Source organism: Psychrobacter sp. APC 3279, from assembly GCF_030407795.1.
Lineage (GTDB): Bacteria > Pseudomonadota > Gammaproteobacteria > Pseudomonadales > Moraxellaceae > Psychrobacter.
In genome coordinates, this window is record NZ_JASDCR010000026.1 from 28,294 (window position 1) to 43,592 (window position 15,299).

The 15,299-nt window shown below is 43.7% G+C and carries 10 protein-coding genes; 8 read left to right on the top strand and 2 right to left on the bottom strand.

The genetic code is table 11. The features are described from left to right. Positions 1 to 65: 65 nt before the first annotated feature. The 6 genes from coq7 (at position 66) to QL898_RS12950 (ending at position 8,067) form a co-directional block, all read left to right on the top strand. Positions 66 to 710 (top strand): 2-polyprenyl-3-methyl-6-methoxy-1,4-benzoquinone monooxygenase, encoded by a 645-nt coding sequence (coq7, locus tag QL898_RS12925; protein ID WP_201548047.1) that lies wholly within the window; start codon positions 66 to 68, stop codon positions 708 to 710. Positions 711 to 953: 243 nt separating this feature from the next. Then, entirely contained in the window at positions 954 to 2,078 is a 1,125-nt protein-coding gene (locus QL898_RS12930; RefSeq protein ID WP_290177097.1) for a hypothetical protein, read from the top strand. A 359-nt stretch (positions 2,079 to 2,437) separates the two neighbouring features. Next, complete coding sequence (locus tag QL898_RS12935) at positions 2,438 to 4,891, top strand: alpha/beta hydrolase (RefSeq protein WP_290177098.1); 2,454 nt, start codon at positions 2,438 to 2,440, stop codon at positions 4,889 to 4,891. A 466-nt stretch (positions 4,892 to 5,357) separates the two neighbouring features. Further along, positions 5,358 to 6,839 carry a cytochrome ubiquinol oxidase subunit I gene (locus tag QL898_RS12940; protein WP_290177102.1) on the top strand — a complete coding sequence of 494 codons (1,482 nt, stop codon included), beginning with the start codon at positions 5,358 to 5,360 and terminating at the stop codon, positions 6,837 to 6,839. Further along, a complete protein-coding gene (cydB, locus tag QL898_RS12945; protein WP_057759155.1) occupies positions 6,839 to 7,855 on the top strand; it encodes a cytochrome d ubiquinol oxidase subunit II in 1,017 nt (338 codons plus the stop codon). Before QL898_RS12940 ends, cydB begins: the two co-directional genes overlap by 1 nt. 95 nt (positions 7,856 to 7,950) lie before the next feature. After that, entirely contained in the window at positions 7,951 to 8,067 is a 117-nt protein-coding gene (locus QL898_RS12950) for a DUF2474 domain-containing protein (protein WP_101206161.1), read from the top strand. Positions 8,068 to 8,250: 183 nt separating this feature from the next. On the opposite strand, the gene murU is transcribed toward QL898_RS12950, so the two are convergent. Both murU and QL898_RS12960 read right to left on the bottom strand, forming a co-directional pair. Further along, positions 8,251 to 8,988, bottom strand: a complete 738-nt coding sequence (gene murU, locus QL898_RS12955; RefSeq protein WP_290177099.1) for an N-acetylmuramate alpha-1-phosphate uridylyltransferase MurU — start codon at positions 8,986 to 8,988, stop codon at positions 8,251 to 8,253. 46 nt (positions 8,989 to 9,034) lie between these two features. Next, positions 9,035 to 10,138 carry a phosphotransferase gene (locus QL898_RS12960; protein WP_290177100.1) on the bottom strand — a complete coding sequence of 368 codons (1,104 nt, stop codon included), beginning with the start codon at positions 10,136 to 10,138 and terminating at the stop codon, positions 9,035 to 9,037. A gap of 375 nt (positions 10,139 to 10,513) precedes the next feature. On the opposite strand from QL898_RS12960, the gene lptD reads away from it, so the two are divergent. Together lptD and QL898_RS12970 are read left to right on the top strand one after the other, a co-directional pair. Then, positions 10,514 to 13,609: an LPS assembly protein LptD gene (gene lptD, locus QL898_RS12965; protein ID WP_290177101.1), complete on the top strand. Its 3,096-nt coding sequence runs from the start codon at positions 10,514 to 10,516 to the stop codon at positions 13,607 to 13,609. A 156-nt stretch (positions 13,610 to 13,765) separates the two neighbouring features. After that, on the top strand, positions 13,766 to 15,157 hold the full coding sequence (locus QL898_RS12970) for a peptidylprolyl isomerase (RefSeq protein WP_201548052.1): 1,392 nt from the start codon (positions 13,766 to 13,768) through the stop codon (positions 15,155 to 15,157). Positions 15,158 to 15,299 lie beyond the last annotated feature (142 nt).

Genomic DNA, 15,299 nt, shown 5'->3' on the forward strand with positions numbered 1-15,299 from the left:
CGTTGCGTTTAAACGGTAATACATTTTATTTTATTGACAGTTTTTAACACCATCAGGAGTGAGTTATGACCCTGCGTCCTTTATCTAAAATTGACCAGTTGTTACTTGGGGTAGATAAGGCATTACGAGCTGTCGTGCCACATTCCAATCCAAGCACGCGTCCGTTGCCCGTCAGTAGCGATGAGATTCCTGAGCTGACCATCACAGAGGCGCGGCACGTTTCAGGTCTTATGCGTATCAATCATACAGGTGAAGTATGTGCGCAAGGTCTATACCATGGCCAAGCGTTTGCCGCAAAAGACACTGGTGTCAAACAAGCCATGCAACAATCGGCCGAAGAAGAAGTCGATCATTTGGTCTGGTGCGAGACTCGTCTAAGCGAACTTGGTAGCCATGCCAGCGTATTTACGCCGCTTTGGTACGGTATGTCTTTTGGACTCGGTGCAGTCGCAGGCGCGATCTCAAATGAGTTTAGCTTAGGGTTTGTAGCAGAAACAGAAGCGCAGGTCAGCGAGCATCTACAGGATCATATCAAGCAATTACCTGAACATGATCAGCGCTCAAAAGAAATACTGGCACAAATGGATAAAGAGGAGCTGCATCATCGCGAGCTAGCACTTGCAAGCGGCGGCGCTGCCCTTTCTCCGGCAGTACGTCGGACCATGCGATGGATGGCAAATCGTATGAAAGATACCGCTTATCACTTATAGCTTATCACTTATGGCTACAGGTACTGTGGTTAGTTGCTGTTGTCGATTTTCTTACTAATTAATAGCTGCACAGATTTACGTAGGTTTGCTTAATTCTAGCGATTAACAATCCTACCACAGATAGCGTAAAGCTTAATTTGCTACGGTATTAAAAATTTGTACGATTTTGCAGCAATGCGCTATTTATATTACCGTCCAATCAATGAATAACAACCAAATAAATTACACAAGGTAACGATTTTTATGAAAGCGATTCTCTCTAGTAGCCACTCTATTAAGTCACCAAAGTTTGCAACGTTGACCGTCATGGCTGCAACCTGTGCCATGTTATTATCTGCACCTGTGAATGCAGCAGAAACTGACGCCACTGCAACGGCTGTACCTAGTGCAATGGACTCAAGCAAACGTGTGATTCGTCTTGCTCGTCCTAATGCAGCCATCAGTCCTGCTCAAGCCAATGCCGCTCAAACAAGCTTGCCAGCAACACCTGCGAGCAACAGCCAGCCGACTAATGCGCAAACAACTAACATGCAACTAAGCGGCACTCTGCAAAACAACGCATCTGTTAGCACTGCTCAACCTCAAACACCGCAAATGATGTCGCCTGCTGCTGCACCTGTCATGAACGGCACTACTCGTGTCTATGAGCCTGGTCCAATGACAGCTACTGGTATCGACTTGCGTAGTGGACAACTTCCAAATATTCCTACACCGCAAGTACAGCTCTCAGATATGAGCTTCGTGAAAACCGTACTGATCCCGCAACAAAAAGGTCTAGGTACTGATAAGCTTGATGTTAGCTTATTAGACGATTTCATCGCGGACGTATCCCCTAACGCGCGCCACTATCCACCAAACTTTCCTAACCGCTCACAGCGCCATTACACACGTGAAAAAATCAAAGTATTGGCTGATTGGATCGAGCCATATGCCAAGTCGCCAGACGCGTCTTATGATGTATTGCTTCGTGCCGCTAAGCTAAACGGTATGGGCCGTAACCTAGACTTAGGTTCAGACTACACGGTACGTGGTGGCCAGTACATTGATCGCGCTATCAAACTACAACCTGATAGTGGTGAGGCTAACTTCCTATACGGTATGATGCTATCAGAAGGTGGCGGTTTCAAAGAAGGGCAAAAGTATCTAGATCGTGCGGTCGCTCTAGGGTATACCGAAGCAGAACAAAGCTTGGCACAGTCAGATCTACTTAGTGACCGCCGCGCTAATGCGTTAGAGCGTCTACGTCGTCTTGAAGGGCAATACCCTAACAATACTGTTATTCCTCAACAAATCAAACTCGTTGAAGAAGGCAAATTCTACATTTGGGATATCCCTGCTCCTGATATCAATCAAAAACCAGGGGTATAAAATCAGTCATATACAGTCATCACCATTGACTGCGTTTAAGACGGCGTGACCAGCTATTATTTACGGCTTTATGCAGTAACACACAAACCGTCCTAACATAAATCACTTGCCGTCTTCACTTTATACTCACATAAAGTGAAGACGCTTTTTTGTATCCGCTAACACCGTATCTACCTTAGGCATGTCCTAGTGTAATTATAATAAAATAGTCTAACGCCTAAAGTTACGCTACACTTATGGCTACGATGGTTTGGCTATTATAATTTAGCTACTATCACGCATACCCACCTATTTGTTCTTATTACTATCACTTACTGGACTGCTCTATGACTCTCGCTAGCCCTATTAAACACATAGTAATGCACGCTAATAAAAAATCCTTATCGATTGGTTCAGTGGCGCTACTAGCAGCAGTCACCTTACTTCCTGCTTGTAGTACGGTATCTGTGAATAAGCAAGCATCCGCAAAAACTATCACTGCACAGCGCGGCAATATTGTCACTGACAAAAACCTGAGTAGCGACACCGCATCAGCGTTGTTATCAGCAGGGCTCAATGAGCAAGCTTGTATGCAACACTTTGATTTGTGCCTCACTCAGCTGACAGACAGCATGCTCAATGAGCATTATCGCCCTGCATTAGCGACTTTCGCTGAGCTACATTATGCAAAGGCACGCCAGCTTGCTGACTCTCAATCCTGCCGTGATGCCCTTGCTCGCCCGCCACTTGACCCTTATTATGCCAATGCACCTCTGAGTGACAAAGACGCCAAAGCTCAGCAAGAGAACACCAGTCAATGCCTGACCAATTATCAAGAGCGTCTATTTGACGCTGTAAAGTCTAGTTATACTTATTTATTCTATGACAGCTTAGAACACGATTTTGAGGGTGCAGATAAAGAAAGCAATAGGTCTCGTGCTCAGAGTCGCATCCCAAACGATACCGACATCCAAACTCAAGATATCTACAACTCGGCCAGCAATGACGTTATTACGCAACTCTATAAGTCATCTGATGGCTCAGACAGGCTAATGGGTGAAACAGAAATAGAATACCTACCCATCGCCTCTAACAAGCGTGACAGTAGTGACCAAGCTTCCATCGCTAACTTGTCGCCATTAAAGAGTAAACCGACCGACCAAATCAAGGTCATGAAGATAGCAGTCGAAAACTATGACCTTGGTGTCTACCTACCAAATGAAAATAGCTACCTGCAAAACGCTCATAAACAGACCTCTGCACTGGCAGACTTGGTCTCCACCTATGAGCTACGATTATCTGGTCTTAACTCAATCAGCAAGCGTCCAGGATTGGGTATTAGTTTGGTGGCATCACTGGATGATCGTTATACGACGACGATTCGTCAGCTATTGGTATCGTCACTATCAGGTCGACTGACCAATGACCAAAACGATAGCAATACAGAGGAAAACAAACCAAGCTCTCGTGTTTATCCTACCGGTCATTTACTGCTGACTGCGCTAATCATACCAAGTGGCGAGAGCGTGCTCGATGTGTTGAGCAGCCGTCAGCTAGATATTCACCTTTATAATCCTTACCAAACAGAAAACGTCAATATTCTGAATGAAAAGTATCCCTTGGCTGCCAACTTCTCCGCCGGTTACGGCTTATGGTTGTCAGAGAATCAGCTAGATGGTGTCGGCTACCTAAACTTGATTACTCGCCAACCAGATGCTCAGCTGCCCAAACTCTTCATGCTTGAACCTTATGATCCTGATAAACGCGTGTTGATTATGTTGCACGGGCTAGCTTCTAGTCCGGCCACATGGGTCAATCTGACCAACGATATTCTTAATGATGACAAGCTGCGTGATAATTACCAAGTTTGGCAAATATTCTATCCAACCAATCTGCCTATTTTAGAAAATCGTTATCAGATTCAGCAGTTAATCAATAGCACTTACGAGCAGACTGACCCTAAAGGACAAAATCGCGCCAGTAAAAATAGCGTCATCGTCAGCCACAGTATGGGTGCACTCATCGCTCGCATGATGCTGTCCAACGATAATTTGGTCGATGACTTAGACAGACTTGATGACCAAAACGTCTTGTCTACTAATGAAAAACGTCAAATTCGTGATGCACTTAGAGAGTCATTTGGCGAGCAACAACTCAAAGAGCGATTTGAGCTACAAGCGTTACCACAAGTAGATACGGCTGTGTTTTTATCCGCGCCGTTTCGTGGTACTGACTATGCAGACCGCTGGTTCACCCGTGCCCTACGCCGCATTGTCTACCTGCCAGTTGGTCTAGTGAAGACTGTTACTGATAACCTTGCAACCATTGCCACACAAGGTGACTTGGCACAAAACCCATTAGGTGCTTTATATCTGCAAAATGGGGCGAGCCAGCTTAGCGATAAGTCTTCCTTTATACAGTTAACGAAGGACCTCACTATCAGTGACCGTATTACTTATCACTCAATCATTGCCAATAATGACTCTGATATCACCCAAGGGCTGGCGCAAATGCAGCCAGGCGGTGCAAAAATTGATTTATCACAAGCCACAGAAGAAAACACTGATATTAATGATGACGATACCAACAGTCCACTCAATGCTGGCGATGAGTCAAAAATCCCCGCTCAGCCTTTGGTCGCAGCAGTCACTGTCAATGAAGACATCAGCCAAGCGTTGACCGAACGGCTATCAGATGGGATTGTGCCTTATACCAGCGCACATCTTGATGGGGCAGCTTCCGAAACGGTCATCAACGGTGGTCACAGTATCCAGACCAACCCACAGACTATTTTGACACTCAGACGAATTTTGCATAAGCAGCTACAAGAATGATGTAGATTTTTGTTATTTTACAAAGTTTTTGGCGCATAAATCGCAACCTTTAAATATCAGTCATAGGTTTCAACTAAGCAGTATGTTCGCGCATACTGCTTTGTTTTTAATAATATTAATTTTATTTTTCAATGTTTGAATTATGTTATTTTGATGACTCTTAGGTCTGCAACAGACAGACTGGGTTGCTTGCGTGTATATCTAGGTGAGCGCATAATATATCTATAGCACATGACAGTAATATGTAAATTTATAAGGACATAAATTATTCAATTCAGCTAAACAGTGAGTCGCAAACTTAGCCACAATTTATGTCTAATGGAGCTAAGTCCACGTCACTGAGCTATTGCCCGTAATGCTTGCCACTTTGATCAATGGATAGTTACGGACAGTTACTTGAGCGTTGTATGGAAGTCAGCGCTATTCAGCTAACAGATGAGAGTAACCGTTTATGTTCGCTACATTTATGATTGACCAGCTCGATGCGCTGATGCTTGCGCGTATCCAATTCGCTTTTGTTATCTCGTTCCATATCGTCTTTCCTGCCTTTTCTATCGGTCTAGCCAGCTGGCTTGCGGTGCTTGAATTCCGCTGGTTAAGAACTGATGAACCTATCTATGCTGAAGTCTACAAGCATTGGGTCAAAATATTTGCCGTCGTCTTTGGTTTAGGCGTGGTATCGGGCGTGGTGATGTCCTACCAATTCGGTACCAACTGGGCAGTGTTCTCTGATAAAGCCGGTAACGTTTTAGGCCCATTACTCGCCTACGAAGTATTGACAGCGTTCTTCTTAGAAGCGTCCTTTTTGGGGATTATGCTATTTGGGTGGGGTCGCGTGAGCAAACGCATGCATTTTGCCTCAACCGCCATCGTTGCTATCGGCACCTTGATTTCAGGTTTCTGGATATTAGCCGCCAACAGCTTTATGCAGACCCCTCAAGGTTTTATGATGGGTGCAGATGGCCTGCTCTATCCAACTGACTGGCTTGAAATTATTTTCAACCCCTCATTCCCTTACCGTTACGCTCATATGATGACCGCAGCCTTTTTGACCACTGCCTTTGTCATCGGTGGTATCGGTGCTTACTATATTCAATCTAAAAAACACGTCGAGCACCGCGCGCATGGTCGTGTGATGCTAGGTATGGCGATGATTATGGCCATCTTTGTTGCGCCTGCGCAGGTATTGATTGGTGATGAACATGGTCTGAATACCCTTGAACACCAACCTGCTAAGGTGGCTGCGATGGAAGGACTCTGGGAGGATGAACGCGGTGCCGCACTACGTCTCTTTGCAATTCCTGACCAAGAAAATCAGACCAATAAGTACGAAGTAAAAATTCCTTATGTGACTGGTTTAATCCTAACCCATTCGTTAGATGGTGAAGTTAAGGGGCTGAAAAACTGGGCACCTGAAGATCAACCACCAGTCATTATTGTGTTTTGGGCGTTTCGTATCATGGTTGGTATTGGCATGCTTATGGTGTTGGTCGGCCTCTTCAGCCTATACAAATACTTCAAAAAACAGCAGTTCAGTACTGACAGTGTATGGTTCCACCGTGCTTGGATGATGATGACTCCGCTTGGTTTTATCGCCTTATTATCAGGTTGGTTCGTAACCGAGACAGGACGTCAGCCTTGGACGGTTTACGGGGTCATTCGTACCGCTGAAAGTATGTCTCCGCTTGCAGCACAGCAAGTGGCGACGACATTGATTGGCTTTATCATCCTGTACATATTTGTCTTTGGTGCAGGCAGTTTTTATATTTTACGGTTGATCGCGCAAGGACCTAAGCCTTACGAAGATCCAAATGAAGATCATTTCTACGAGCACTCAGTGACCGAGAGCCAAGGCCGCGCGTTAAGTGGTGATAGTAATCCTGCCAAAGGTACTGAAGAAGGCTTAGATGAGCCTGCAAACGACGTCGATGATGGAGGATTACGCTAATGTTTAACTTCGGTGATGTATTAGATTTACCTCTCATTTGGGGCGGTTTGATTGCTTTGTCTGTCTTTGTCTATGTACTGCTTGATGGCTTTGATTTGGGCTGCGGTATTTTGTTCCCATTTGCAGGCTCAGATAAAAACCGTAGCCGAATGATGAACTCTATCGCGCCATTTTGGGACGGTAATGAGACGTGGCTAGTACTAGGCGGTGGTGGTCTATTCGCAGCATTCCCTGTTGCTTATGGCATCATTATGACAGGTCTTTATTTACCCGTGACTGCCATGTTGTTCGGTCTTATCATGCGCGGTGTGGCGTTTGAGTTTCGCTTTAAATCCTCTTCGCGCCGGCATGTATGGGATACCTTTTTCTTTGTCGGTTCAGTCGTTGCCACTTTCTCTCAAGGCATTATGCTTGGGGCATTAGTGCAAGGGTTAGAAGCCAGTAACCGTCTATATACTGGTGGCCCATTTGATTGGCTCACACCCTTCTCGATAGTGTGCGGATTTGCCATGATTATTGGTTATGCCTTACTTGGCTCGACGTGGCTTATTATAAAAACAGAGCACACATTACAAGTATGGGCGCGCCAAGTTTCTAGATGGATGCTTACTGCGTTACTAGTAGCGATGGTTGTGGTCACAGCGTTTATGTACTTCTCAGACATCGACGCATTAGAAGGCTGGTTTAGTTTCCCAGATTTATTATACCTCGCTCCTATGCCTATCATTGTCATGCTCTTATTCTTCATCATGCGTAAAGACTTAAAAACTGAGCGTGAGTATCGTCCATTTTTACTAACGGTGGCTCTATTTTTAATGGGTTATATTGGGGTTTGTTTCGCCCTATTCCCTTATATCGTACCGTATCAAATGACGATTTATGAAGCTGCTGCAGCCGATACTTCGTTATCATTCATGCTGATTGGCGCATGTATCATGTTACCGATTATCTTGAGCTATACAGCATTTGCTTACTATACCTTTAAAGGTAAGTCTGATCACAATCCAATGTACTAGTCGCTAATCGTGACGGACAACGGATCAGCTAAAAAGGATGGCTATCATCGTTTATAGATGGTAGTCAGACTTCATACGCTAATCAGGAGATCTCTATGAAAAAGTTCAGTAAAAAACAATCACAATGGGCATGGTTCGTTGGTCTATATTTGGCAGGGTTTTTAGTGGTGTTTACCATTGCTCAGCTAATTAAACTGGCCATGGGTGTTTAGCGTAATTGTATAATCATACGATTGAGTAGTTGGTTAGTTAGCTAATAAATAGCTTGCTAGATGCTAAATTTGCATTTTTGTCTTGCAAATACCTCTTTTAAGAATGTCGTAAAAAATATCTCTATATGCATAAAAAAAGCAGCGTTGAATAATCAATGCTGCTTTTTATTTATCTTAAATTTATCAGTTTGGTTTACCTGCATGCTCGATATCATTCTGTTCGATAAACTCATTAACCTGTGTTAGACGCTCAGGTGTCCCCACGTCTATCCAATTATCTGTCGTCACTTCAGCGGTAATCTGAAACTTTATCATTGCTTGCTTTAGTAGTGGTGCCAATGCAGCAGGCTGTCCTGAAACCAGCCGCTCTACCAATTTGGGTGACATTACGCTAATACCCGCGAAGGTATACTTATCTGCATCGCCTACCGGCTGCTCACTAGCAAGACCGTTATTGATAGCGAAATCACCGCCATTATTGTGCTCTGGATTATCAATCAACAACAAATGCGCGCGCTGATCCGCTCCCAATGTATAGTCTGTTAATTGAGAGAAGTCATAGGTAGTCCAGACGTCAGAATTGACCAGAATAAACGGCTCATCTTTTAGTTTACCTGATTGTAATGCCTGAAAAATGCCGCCTGCGGTCTCAAGTGGTTCATCGTCTTCTACTGACCAATGCAGCTTTACGCCATACTGTGAACCGTCACCTAAGCTGTCCATTAGCTTATCTGCCAACCATGAGGCATTGACTGTGATATCAGTAATGCCTGCTGCTTGTAGTGCTTTAATGTGCCATACAATAAGCGGTTGACCTGCGACTTCAACCAAAGGCTTGGGCGTCTCAAGCGTTAATGGACGTAGGCGTGTGCCCTTGCCAGCTGCCAAAATCATGGCTTGTGTAATCGTAGAGGTAGACATCTGCGCTCCTATCTTTATCATTTAAATTAATTTAGCTGAGCGTCATCTATGCTGAAGCAAACTTCTCTTTATAAGCAGGTAGCACTGCTTCTTGTAGCCATTGATTAAACGGTATAATTGATTGTTTTAGTTCATCATTGCCATATTCGGCAAGCCAGTTTAATTCAATAATCAAATCACGCATGACTTTAGGAATATCCGCCAAATAGCGGTCTTTGCCATCACGCTCAGACAAACGGATAAAAATCCCTAATACCTTTAAGTGACGTTGTACGCCTATGACATTCACATCGTTTTCAAACTGCACCGCGCTATCAGCAGTGGTTAGTGATTCTTGTTTTTGTAGCTGCCAAAAGTCATCAATCCATGCAGATATTTGGCTCTCTGGCCATTCAACATAAGCATCGCGGACTAACGACACTAAATCATAAGCATACGAGCCAATGACAGCATCTTGAAAATCAATCACACCCAACTTTGATTTATCTGCTTGATCTTGCATAAGGTTGCGGCTGTGATAATCACGATGTACCACTACTTGTGGCTGTCGCAAAATCTCATTCATTAACGCTGTTTTTAGGTTTCCCCAAACTTGCTCATTTAGCGCTATACCAATATAAGGCATAAACCATTCGCTAAATAAATTCATCTCACGGTCTAGTAGTGCTGTGTCATAATCTGGCAGCTGATGTTGCGACTTTGCCGTTTCTACTGGTACCGTTTGTAGCGCCACTAATGTCTGCATTGCTAGCTGATAGTAGTCATTGATTTGGTCTGCGGTGGCATCGACAAGCAAATGGGCAAACTCTACTGTGCCAAAATCTTGTAATACCAAAAATCCTTTTTCTACGTTTTGTGCAGTCAGAGTCGGCACGTTGACAGCAGGCGCCATCAGCTTAGCAACATTGATAAACTGCAGCATCGCATCTTGCTCGTCAGCGGAGTCCATGACGATATAATGCTTATTGGTGCTATTGTCTGTCTCTGATAGTTCGATACGATGATATCGGCGGGCACTAGCGTCACCAGGTAAGCTGTCTAGACTAAAAGTTTGATCTAAAAATACTTGCTGTAACCATTGTTCTAATTGCTGTTGACGGTTGTTATTTTCATCGATCATATCAGTCTCTAAAGTCGTTTTGTCAGTCATATTGGGCATCGCTGGTTAAATATAAGTCATAAATAATTAAAGTAGTGATAAGTCTGACAAATACTTGCTAAAATAGCGATATGTGTCCGTGCTATACAAGCTGCCACAGACGTATTGCTATATCATTCAATACTTGATGTCGGATAGAATCGCTATCGCTACTTAAAAATCAGCATGGCTATATTATAAATTTTGGTAAATAGTGTAGCTGATTTGGTTTTTTTTGACTATGATTAGTCGTCATTATATGTAAAACATCCAAATTTTTGAGAATACATTAGTCATATTTTAGTTGCTCGTTCACTGCTTTATATCGTTCGGTGATACCGCTACTAAATTCAGTCATGCAATCCAATAAGCTCTGCAATCATAGGTGTGCCCTTGTTATATTCTCCGCTTTACCAAAGCATCCGCTTGATCTTATTTGGTGCCTTAGGCTTATCTAGCCTAACTGTCAGTGCTGCCATTGGTGATGCCAATACGCAAAAAACTGAACCACTCACTACGGATAGTACAGGCAGCTATGCGTCTAATAGTGTGGCGACTGACGCCAATAGTATTAGTCGTACTCAAAGTAATGATGGCTATCAAGAAGCAGATATTCTAAATGATAGCTATCCAGACGATGCTAATACGAATGACGCTACTTTATTAAATGATACTGCGTTAGATAGCAGATTCTCTGAGAACAATGACCTAAATATCACAGAGATTAATGAGGCTGCTGACTCTGAAGCTTTTAGCAATGAAGTTTCTAATGCTAGTAATTTAAATACAGAAACTAGCAACCAACCAAGCAGTGATACACTAGATAGCAATGCCTTTGTCCCTAAAGCGATAACAACAGATAATGGCAAGCTAGATCTTAATGACGAGAGTATTCAAGCCAGCCTAATGCGCTTAGCAGAGTTTTATGAGCTAACACCAGATACCGATGCTTCAACATTAAACAATGAGGCTGTCAGCACTGAAGCAAACAATACTCATAATAATGCGATGCCTGCTGCACAGACGATTCCAAAGGTCGGTAGAGATTTACGTCTACTGCCAAATGCTGTGGACAGTGCTCAACGCTGCGAAGGTCAATGGGTATATCCACAGAGTAACCCTAATTATCAACGCGCTGTGAATGAAGCTGGTACGGCAAACGGACAACCAGCACCAAATGTAGCTAGCGTTCCGAACAATCAAGCCCCTTTATTTACCGAGTCAGATTACGGTTATTACAATAACGTGAACTACGCTGAGCTATCTGGCAATGTAAAAATTGACCAAGGCACTCAGCATATCGAAGCAGAAAAAGTCATGATTGACTTGAGCAATGGCGTTGCGGCGGCTCAAGGCAAAGTCATGTTTACAGATAATGCGACTGGACAGCGTACAAACAACGTCTCTACAAACAATGCCGCTACAAACAACGTCTCTACAAAGAGCGGCCAAGCCAGCTTTAATGATAGAGCGGCACAAAGCGGCCTAATTGGCGTTGCAGACAGCTTGAATTACAATACTGAGACTGGTCAATCAACGGCCAATGATGTGGCATTTGCCAGTGTCGGTCTACAAGCGCACGGCTATGCCAAACGCTTAAACAAACCTAATGAGAGTGAATACGAGCTGGATCAGGTGATGTTTAGTACCTGTCCACCTACCAACCGTAAATGGCAGTTTGAAGCCAAAAGTATCGATCTAAATACTGATACAGGGCGCGGCGAAGCGTATAACACCACTTTCCGTGTTGCTGACATACCTGTATTTTATCTCCCCTACTTTAACTTCCCGATAGACAGTCGCCGTAGTAGTGGGTTTTTATTACCAAGTGCTAGCGTCAGTAGTGAAAGCGGTCTTGAAGTTGATATTCCTTATTATTTCAACTTAGCACCTAACTATGATGCCACCCTTAACACGCATATTTATACTGACCGTAACCCTATGCTATCAGGTGAGTTTCGTTATCTGACTGAGAATTATGGGGAAGGTATTTTAAACGGTTCATACTTACCAAACGATAAAGAGTATGACGACGAAGATCGTACCAGCTTGTTTTATGACCACACTTGGTCGTCGAAAAGCATTCCACGGTTAAGTGCTGATGCTGAATACAACTATGTATCAGATGCCGATTACCTTAATGATTTTGATACATTGGGACTATCGGACAGCACCATAAACTTGCCACGTCGTGCCCGCGTCAATTATTACAATGATTATGTCGATGGTGAACTGAAAGTAGAAACTTTCCAGACTTTGGATGCATTCACTGATAGCGGTGAGGCGTTAGAAGACAAAGACAAGCCGTATTCACGTTTGCCACAGCTCAAATTAAATTATCGCTTGCCTTGGGCCGAGCGCTTCGATATTACTGGTATTCATGATTCTGCATACTTCAAAAAATCTATCGATGATGGCTCTGAAAATGAAAAAAGTGGCGCACGTATTTACAATAAACTGAGCGCCGCCTACCCAATGGAAACTTCTTGGGGTTATATCAAACCTAAGCTTAGCTTGCAGCATCTATATACGTCATATGATGAAGATAGCTTGGAAGATAATCAGCTTAGTGAAGAAGATGGCAGTCAATCTGTGTTTGTTCCGCAAGCCAGTATCGATGCAGGACTACACTTCTATCAAGCGGGCTCACCATTTGGTGCGTTTGACGATACGATGGGCGGCTATCGTTTACTTAGCCCACGCGTAAAATATACGTATTCACCGTATAAAAACCAAAACGACATTCCTAACTTTAATACGCGTATTGCCTCTATTAACTATGAGCAGCTGTTTTCGGACAGTTGGTTCTTAGGTCATGATCGTTTGCAGGATTTGCATTCTATTACGCCTGGCGTCAATTATCGTTACATCGATGCAACGGGTGTGACACGTTTTGATGGTAGCATTGCAGAACAGTTCTATCTAGATGATGGACGTGTAACACTTGACGACGATCAGCCTGTTTTTACTTCGTCTTCTTCAGGTATGGTATGGGATACCAGCACTCAGCCTTACAATAATTTTTGGGTTGATGTCAGCGGTGCCCTAACCAGTAATTATGATTTGAACTACATTACGACTGAACTACGTTATCAGCCGTCAAACAACAGCTTATTTAATGTGGGTTATGTTAAGCGTCAGCGTGATGACAATACCGATCAGTTGCCATTATCTGCGTTTACCGCTTCCGCTGTTTTCCCTATCAATAACAGCTGGCGCATATTGGCTCAGGGTCAGTACGATTATAATCGTAACAAGATGCTTGATTCACTCATCGGTGTTGATTACGAAGACTGCTGTTTCGGCTTTGCTGTTTATGGTCGCCGCTATTACAATGACCTAAACGTAAAAGACGAGCCAACACAAGCTATTATGGCAGAAGTTAGATTAAATGGTCTTGGCAGCGGTAGTAGCCGCTTGACACGATTGCTTGCTGATAAGATTTTGGGCTTTGAACCTGTACAGACGGCATGGAAAGACTAACCGGTTTTTTGCTAGATTAGAGTTATTTACGTAAATATTTATAAGACACTATTTGAACCCCTATTATGGGAAACGCTGTCGAATATTTTATTATTAAGGGTATCGGATAGAGTTGACCGACTACCATCCGATGCAATGACATTGATGAGGAGCATCATGAGATTTTTTTCTTTACGTCAGACTAGCAGAGCAGTATTGCTATCTATGGCAGGCCTTACGCTTACGTTAAGTGCTAACGCTGCTACTGTCAAACCTGCAGCGGCTCAAGCTTCTACCTCTGCTGCGCAAAGCTCAGTTGATCGCTTAACGCCAGCCAATAGCACAGACGGTATTATTGCCCTAGTTAATGAAAACGCTATCTTAAAAAGCGAATTGGTTGATGCTATCGAGCAAACTCAAGCACGTGCCAAAGCTGCTGGAGAGCCTATCGCAAACTCAGCACAACTACAGTCTGAAGTGTTAAACGCGCTTATTTTGCGTGAACTGCAGTTGTCTATGGTCAAACGTGCGGGACTGTCTGCCGATGAAGCAGAGATCAATCAACGTCTTGGTCAAATCGCTCAAGCTGAAGGCCTTAATAGCATCGCAGCATTGCAGCAACGTCTAGATGCCGCGCAACCTGGCAGTTATGCCAATCTACGTGCCAAATTGATCGAAGAGGCTTCTATCCAAGCGCTACAGCAGCGTCAAATTACTCGCCGAGTACGTATTAGCGAGCAAGACATTGATGCATTTTTGGCCTCACCTGAAGCCAAACGTCTGAATCAAAGCGAATATCAAACCATTCACGTACGTGTTCCTTATATAGATGACTATAGTCGCCTATCGCCCGCTCAACGTGAAGAAGCATTAAAAGTCGCGCAAGCATTACGTACACGTTTGCTTGAGCCAAATGTCAATGTCGCTGAAGCTGTTGCTGCTAGCCAAGGTAGCTATCCGATTCCATTGCAAGGTGGAGATATGGGCTTTCACAAGGCCGCTTCTTTACCGACAGAGCTGTCCAGCAAAATTACCAAGCTAGATGTTGGTACTGTAAGCGAGCCATTATTGACTCCTGAAGGGATTGACATCATCAAGCTTGCTGATAAAAAAGCCAGCAATACGATGCTGATACCACAGTGGCATACTCGCCATATCCTAGTTAAAGTCGATGACCTACAAACTGACGCGCTTGCTGAACAAAAAATCAATGATCTATACGAGCAACTTCGTGGCGGCGCTGACTTTGCTAGTTTAGCTTCAACGTATTCAGATGATCCAGGTTCTGCTGGACGTGGCGGTGACCTTGATTGGGTTAGCGAAGAAGATATGGTTGGTCCATTTGAAGCCACAATGAAAAATACGGCAGTTGGCGACTACTCTGCGCCATTTAAGACACAGTTTGGTTGGCATATCCTAAAAGTCGATGGTAAACGCGATCAAGATATTAGCGAGCAATATCGTCGCAATATGGCGCGTCAAGCATTGTATCAACGCTTAGCACCACAAGCTCAAGAAGACTGGTTACAAGAGCTACGTGCTGGCGCTTATATTCAGATACTTGGCTGATATGTTGCAATAAGCTAGGGCGTGTCATCAATTAGCACAGTTATTTTAGAATAAGCTATAGTAACTCTATATTTAGCAATCTGAGTAAAACCCTCATGACAAGACGCCATGCCCTACGAGATGACCAATGGGCGAGAATTAA

Bases quoted from the DNA above. Each gene is read 5' to 3' on its own strand.
- coq7 (WP_201548047.1), top strand. From the start codon at position 66: ATGACCCTGCGTCCTTTATCTAAAATTGACCAGTTGTTACTTGGGGTA.
- QL898_RS12930 (WP_290177097.1), top strand. From the start codon at position 954: ATGAAAGCGATTCTCTCTAGTAGCCACTCTATTAAGTCACCAAAGTTT.
- QL898_RS12935 (WP_290177098.1), top strand. From the start codon at position 2,438: ATGCACGCTAATAAAAAATCCTTATCGATTGGTTCAGTGGCGCTACTA.
- QL898_RS12940 (WP_290177102.1), top strand. From the start codon at position 5,358: ATGATTGACCAGCTCGATGCGCTGATGCTTGCGCGTATCCAATTCGCT.
- cydB (WP_057759155.1), top strand. From the start codon at position 6,839: ATGTTTAACTTCGGTGATGTATTAGATTTACCTCTCATTTGGGGCGGT.
- QL898_RS12950 (WP_101206161.1), top strand. From the start codon at position 7,951: ATGAAAAAGTTCAGTAAAAAACAATCACAATGGGCATGGTTCGTTGGT.
- murU (WP_290177099.1), bottom strand. From the start codon at position 8,988: ATGTCTACCTCTACGATTACACAAGCCATGATTTTGGCAGCTGGCAAG.
- QL898_RS12960 (WP_290177100.1), bottom strand. From the start codon at position 10,138: ATGACTGACAAAACGACTTTAGAGACTGATATGATCGATGAAAATAAC.
- QL898_RS12970 (WP_201548052.1), top strand. From the start codon at position 13,766: ATGAGATTTTTTTCTTTACGTCAGACTAGCAGAGCAGTATTGCTATCT.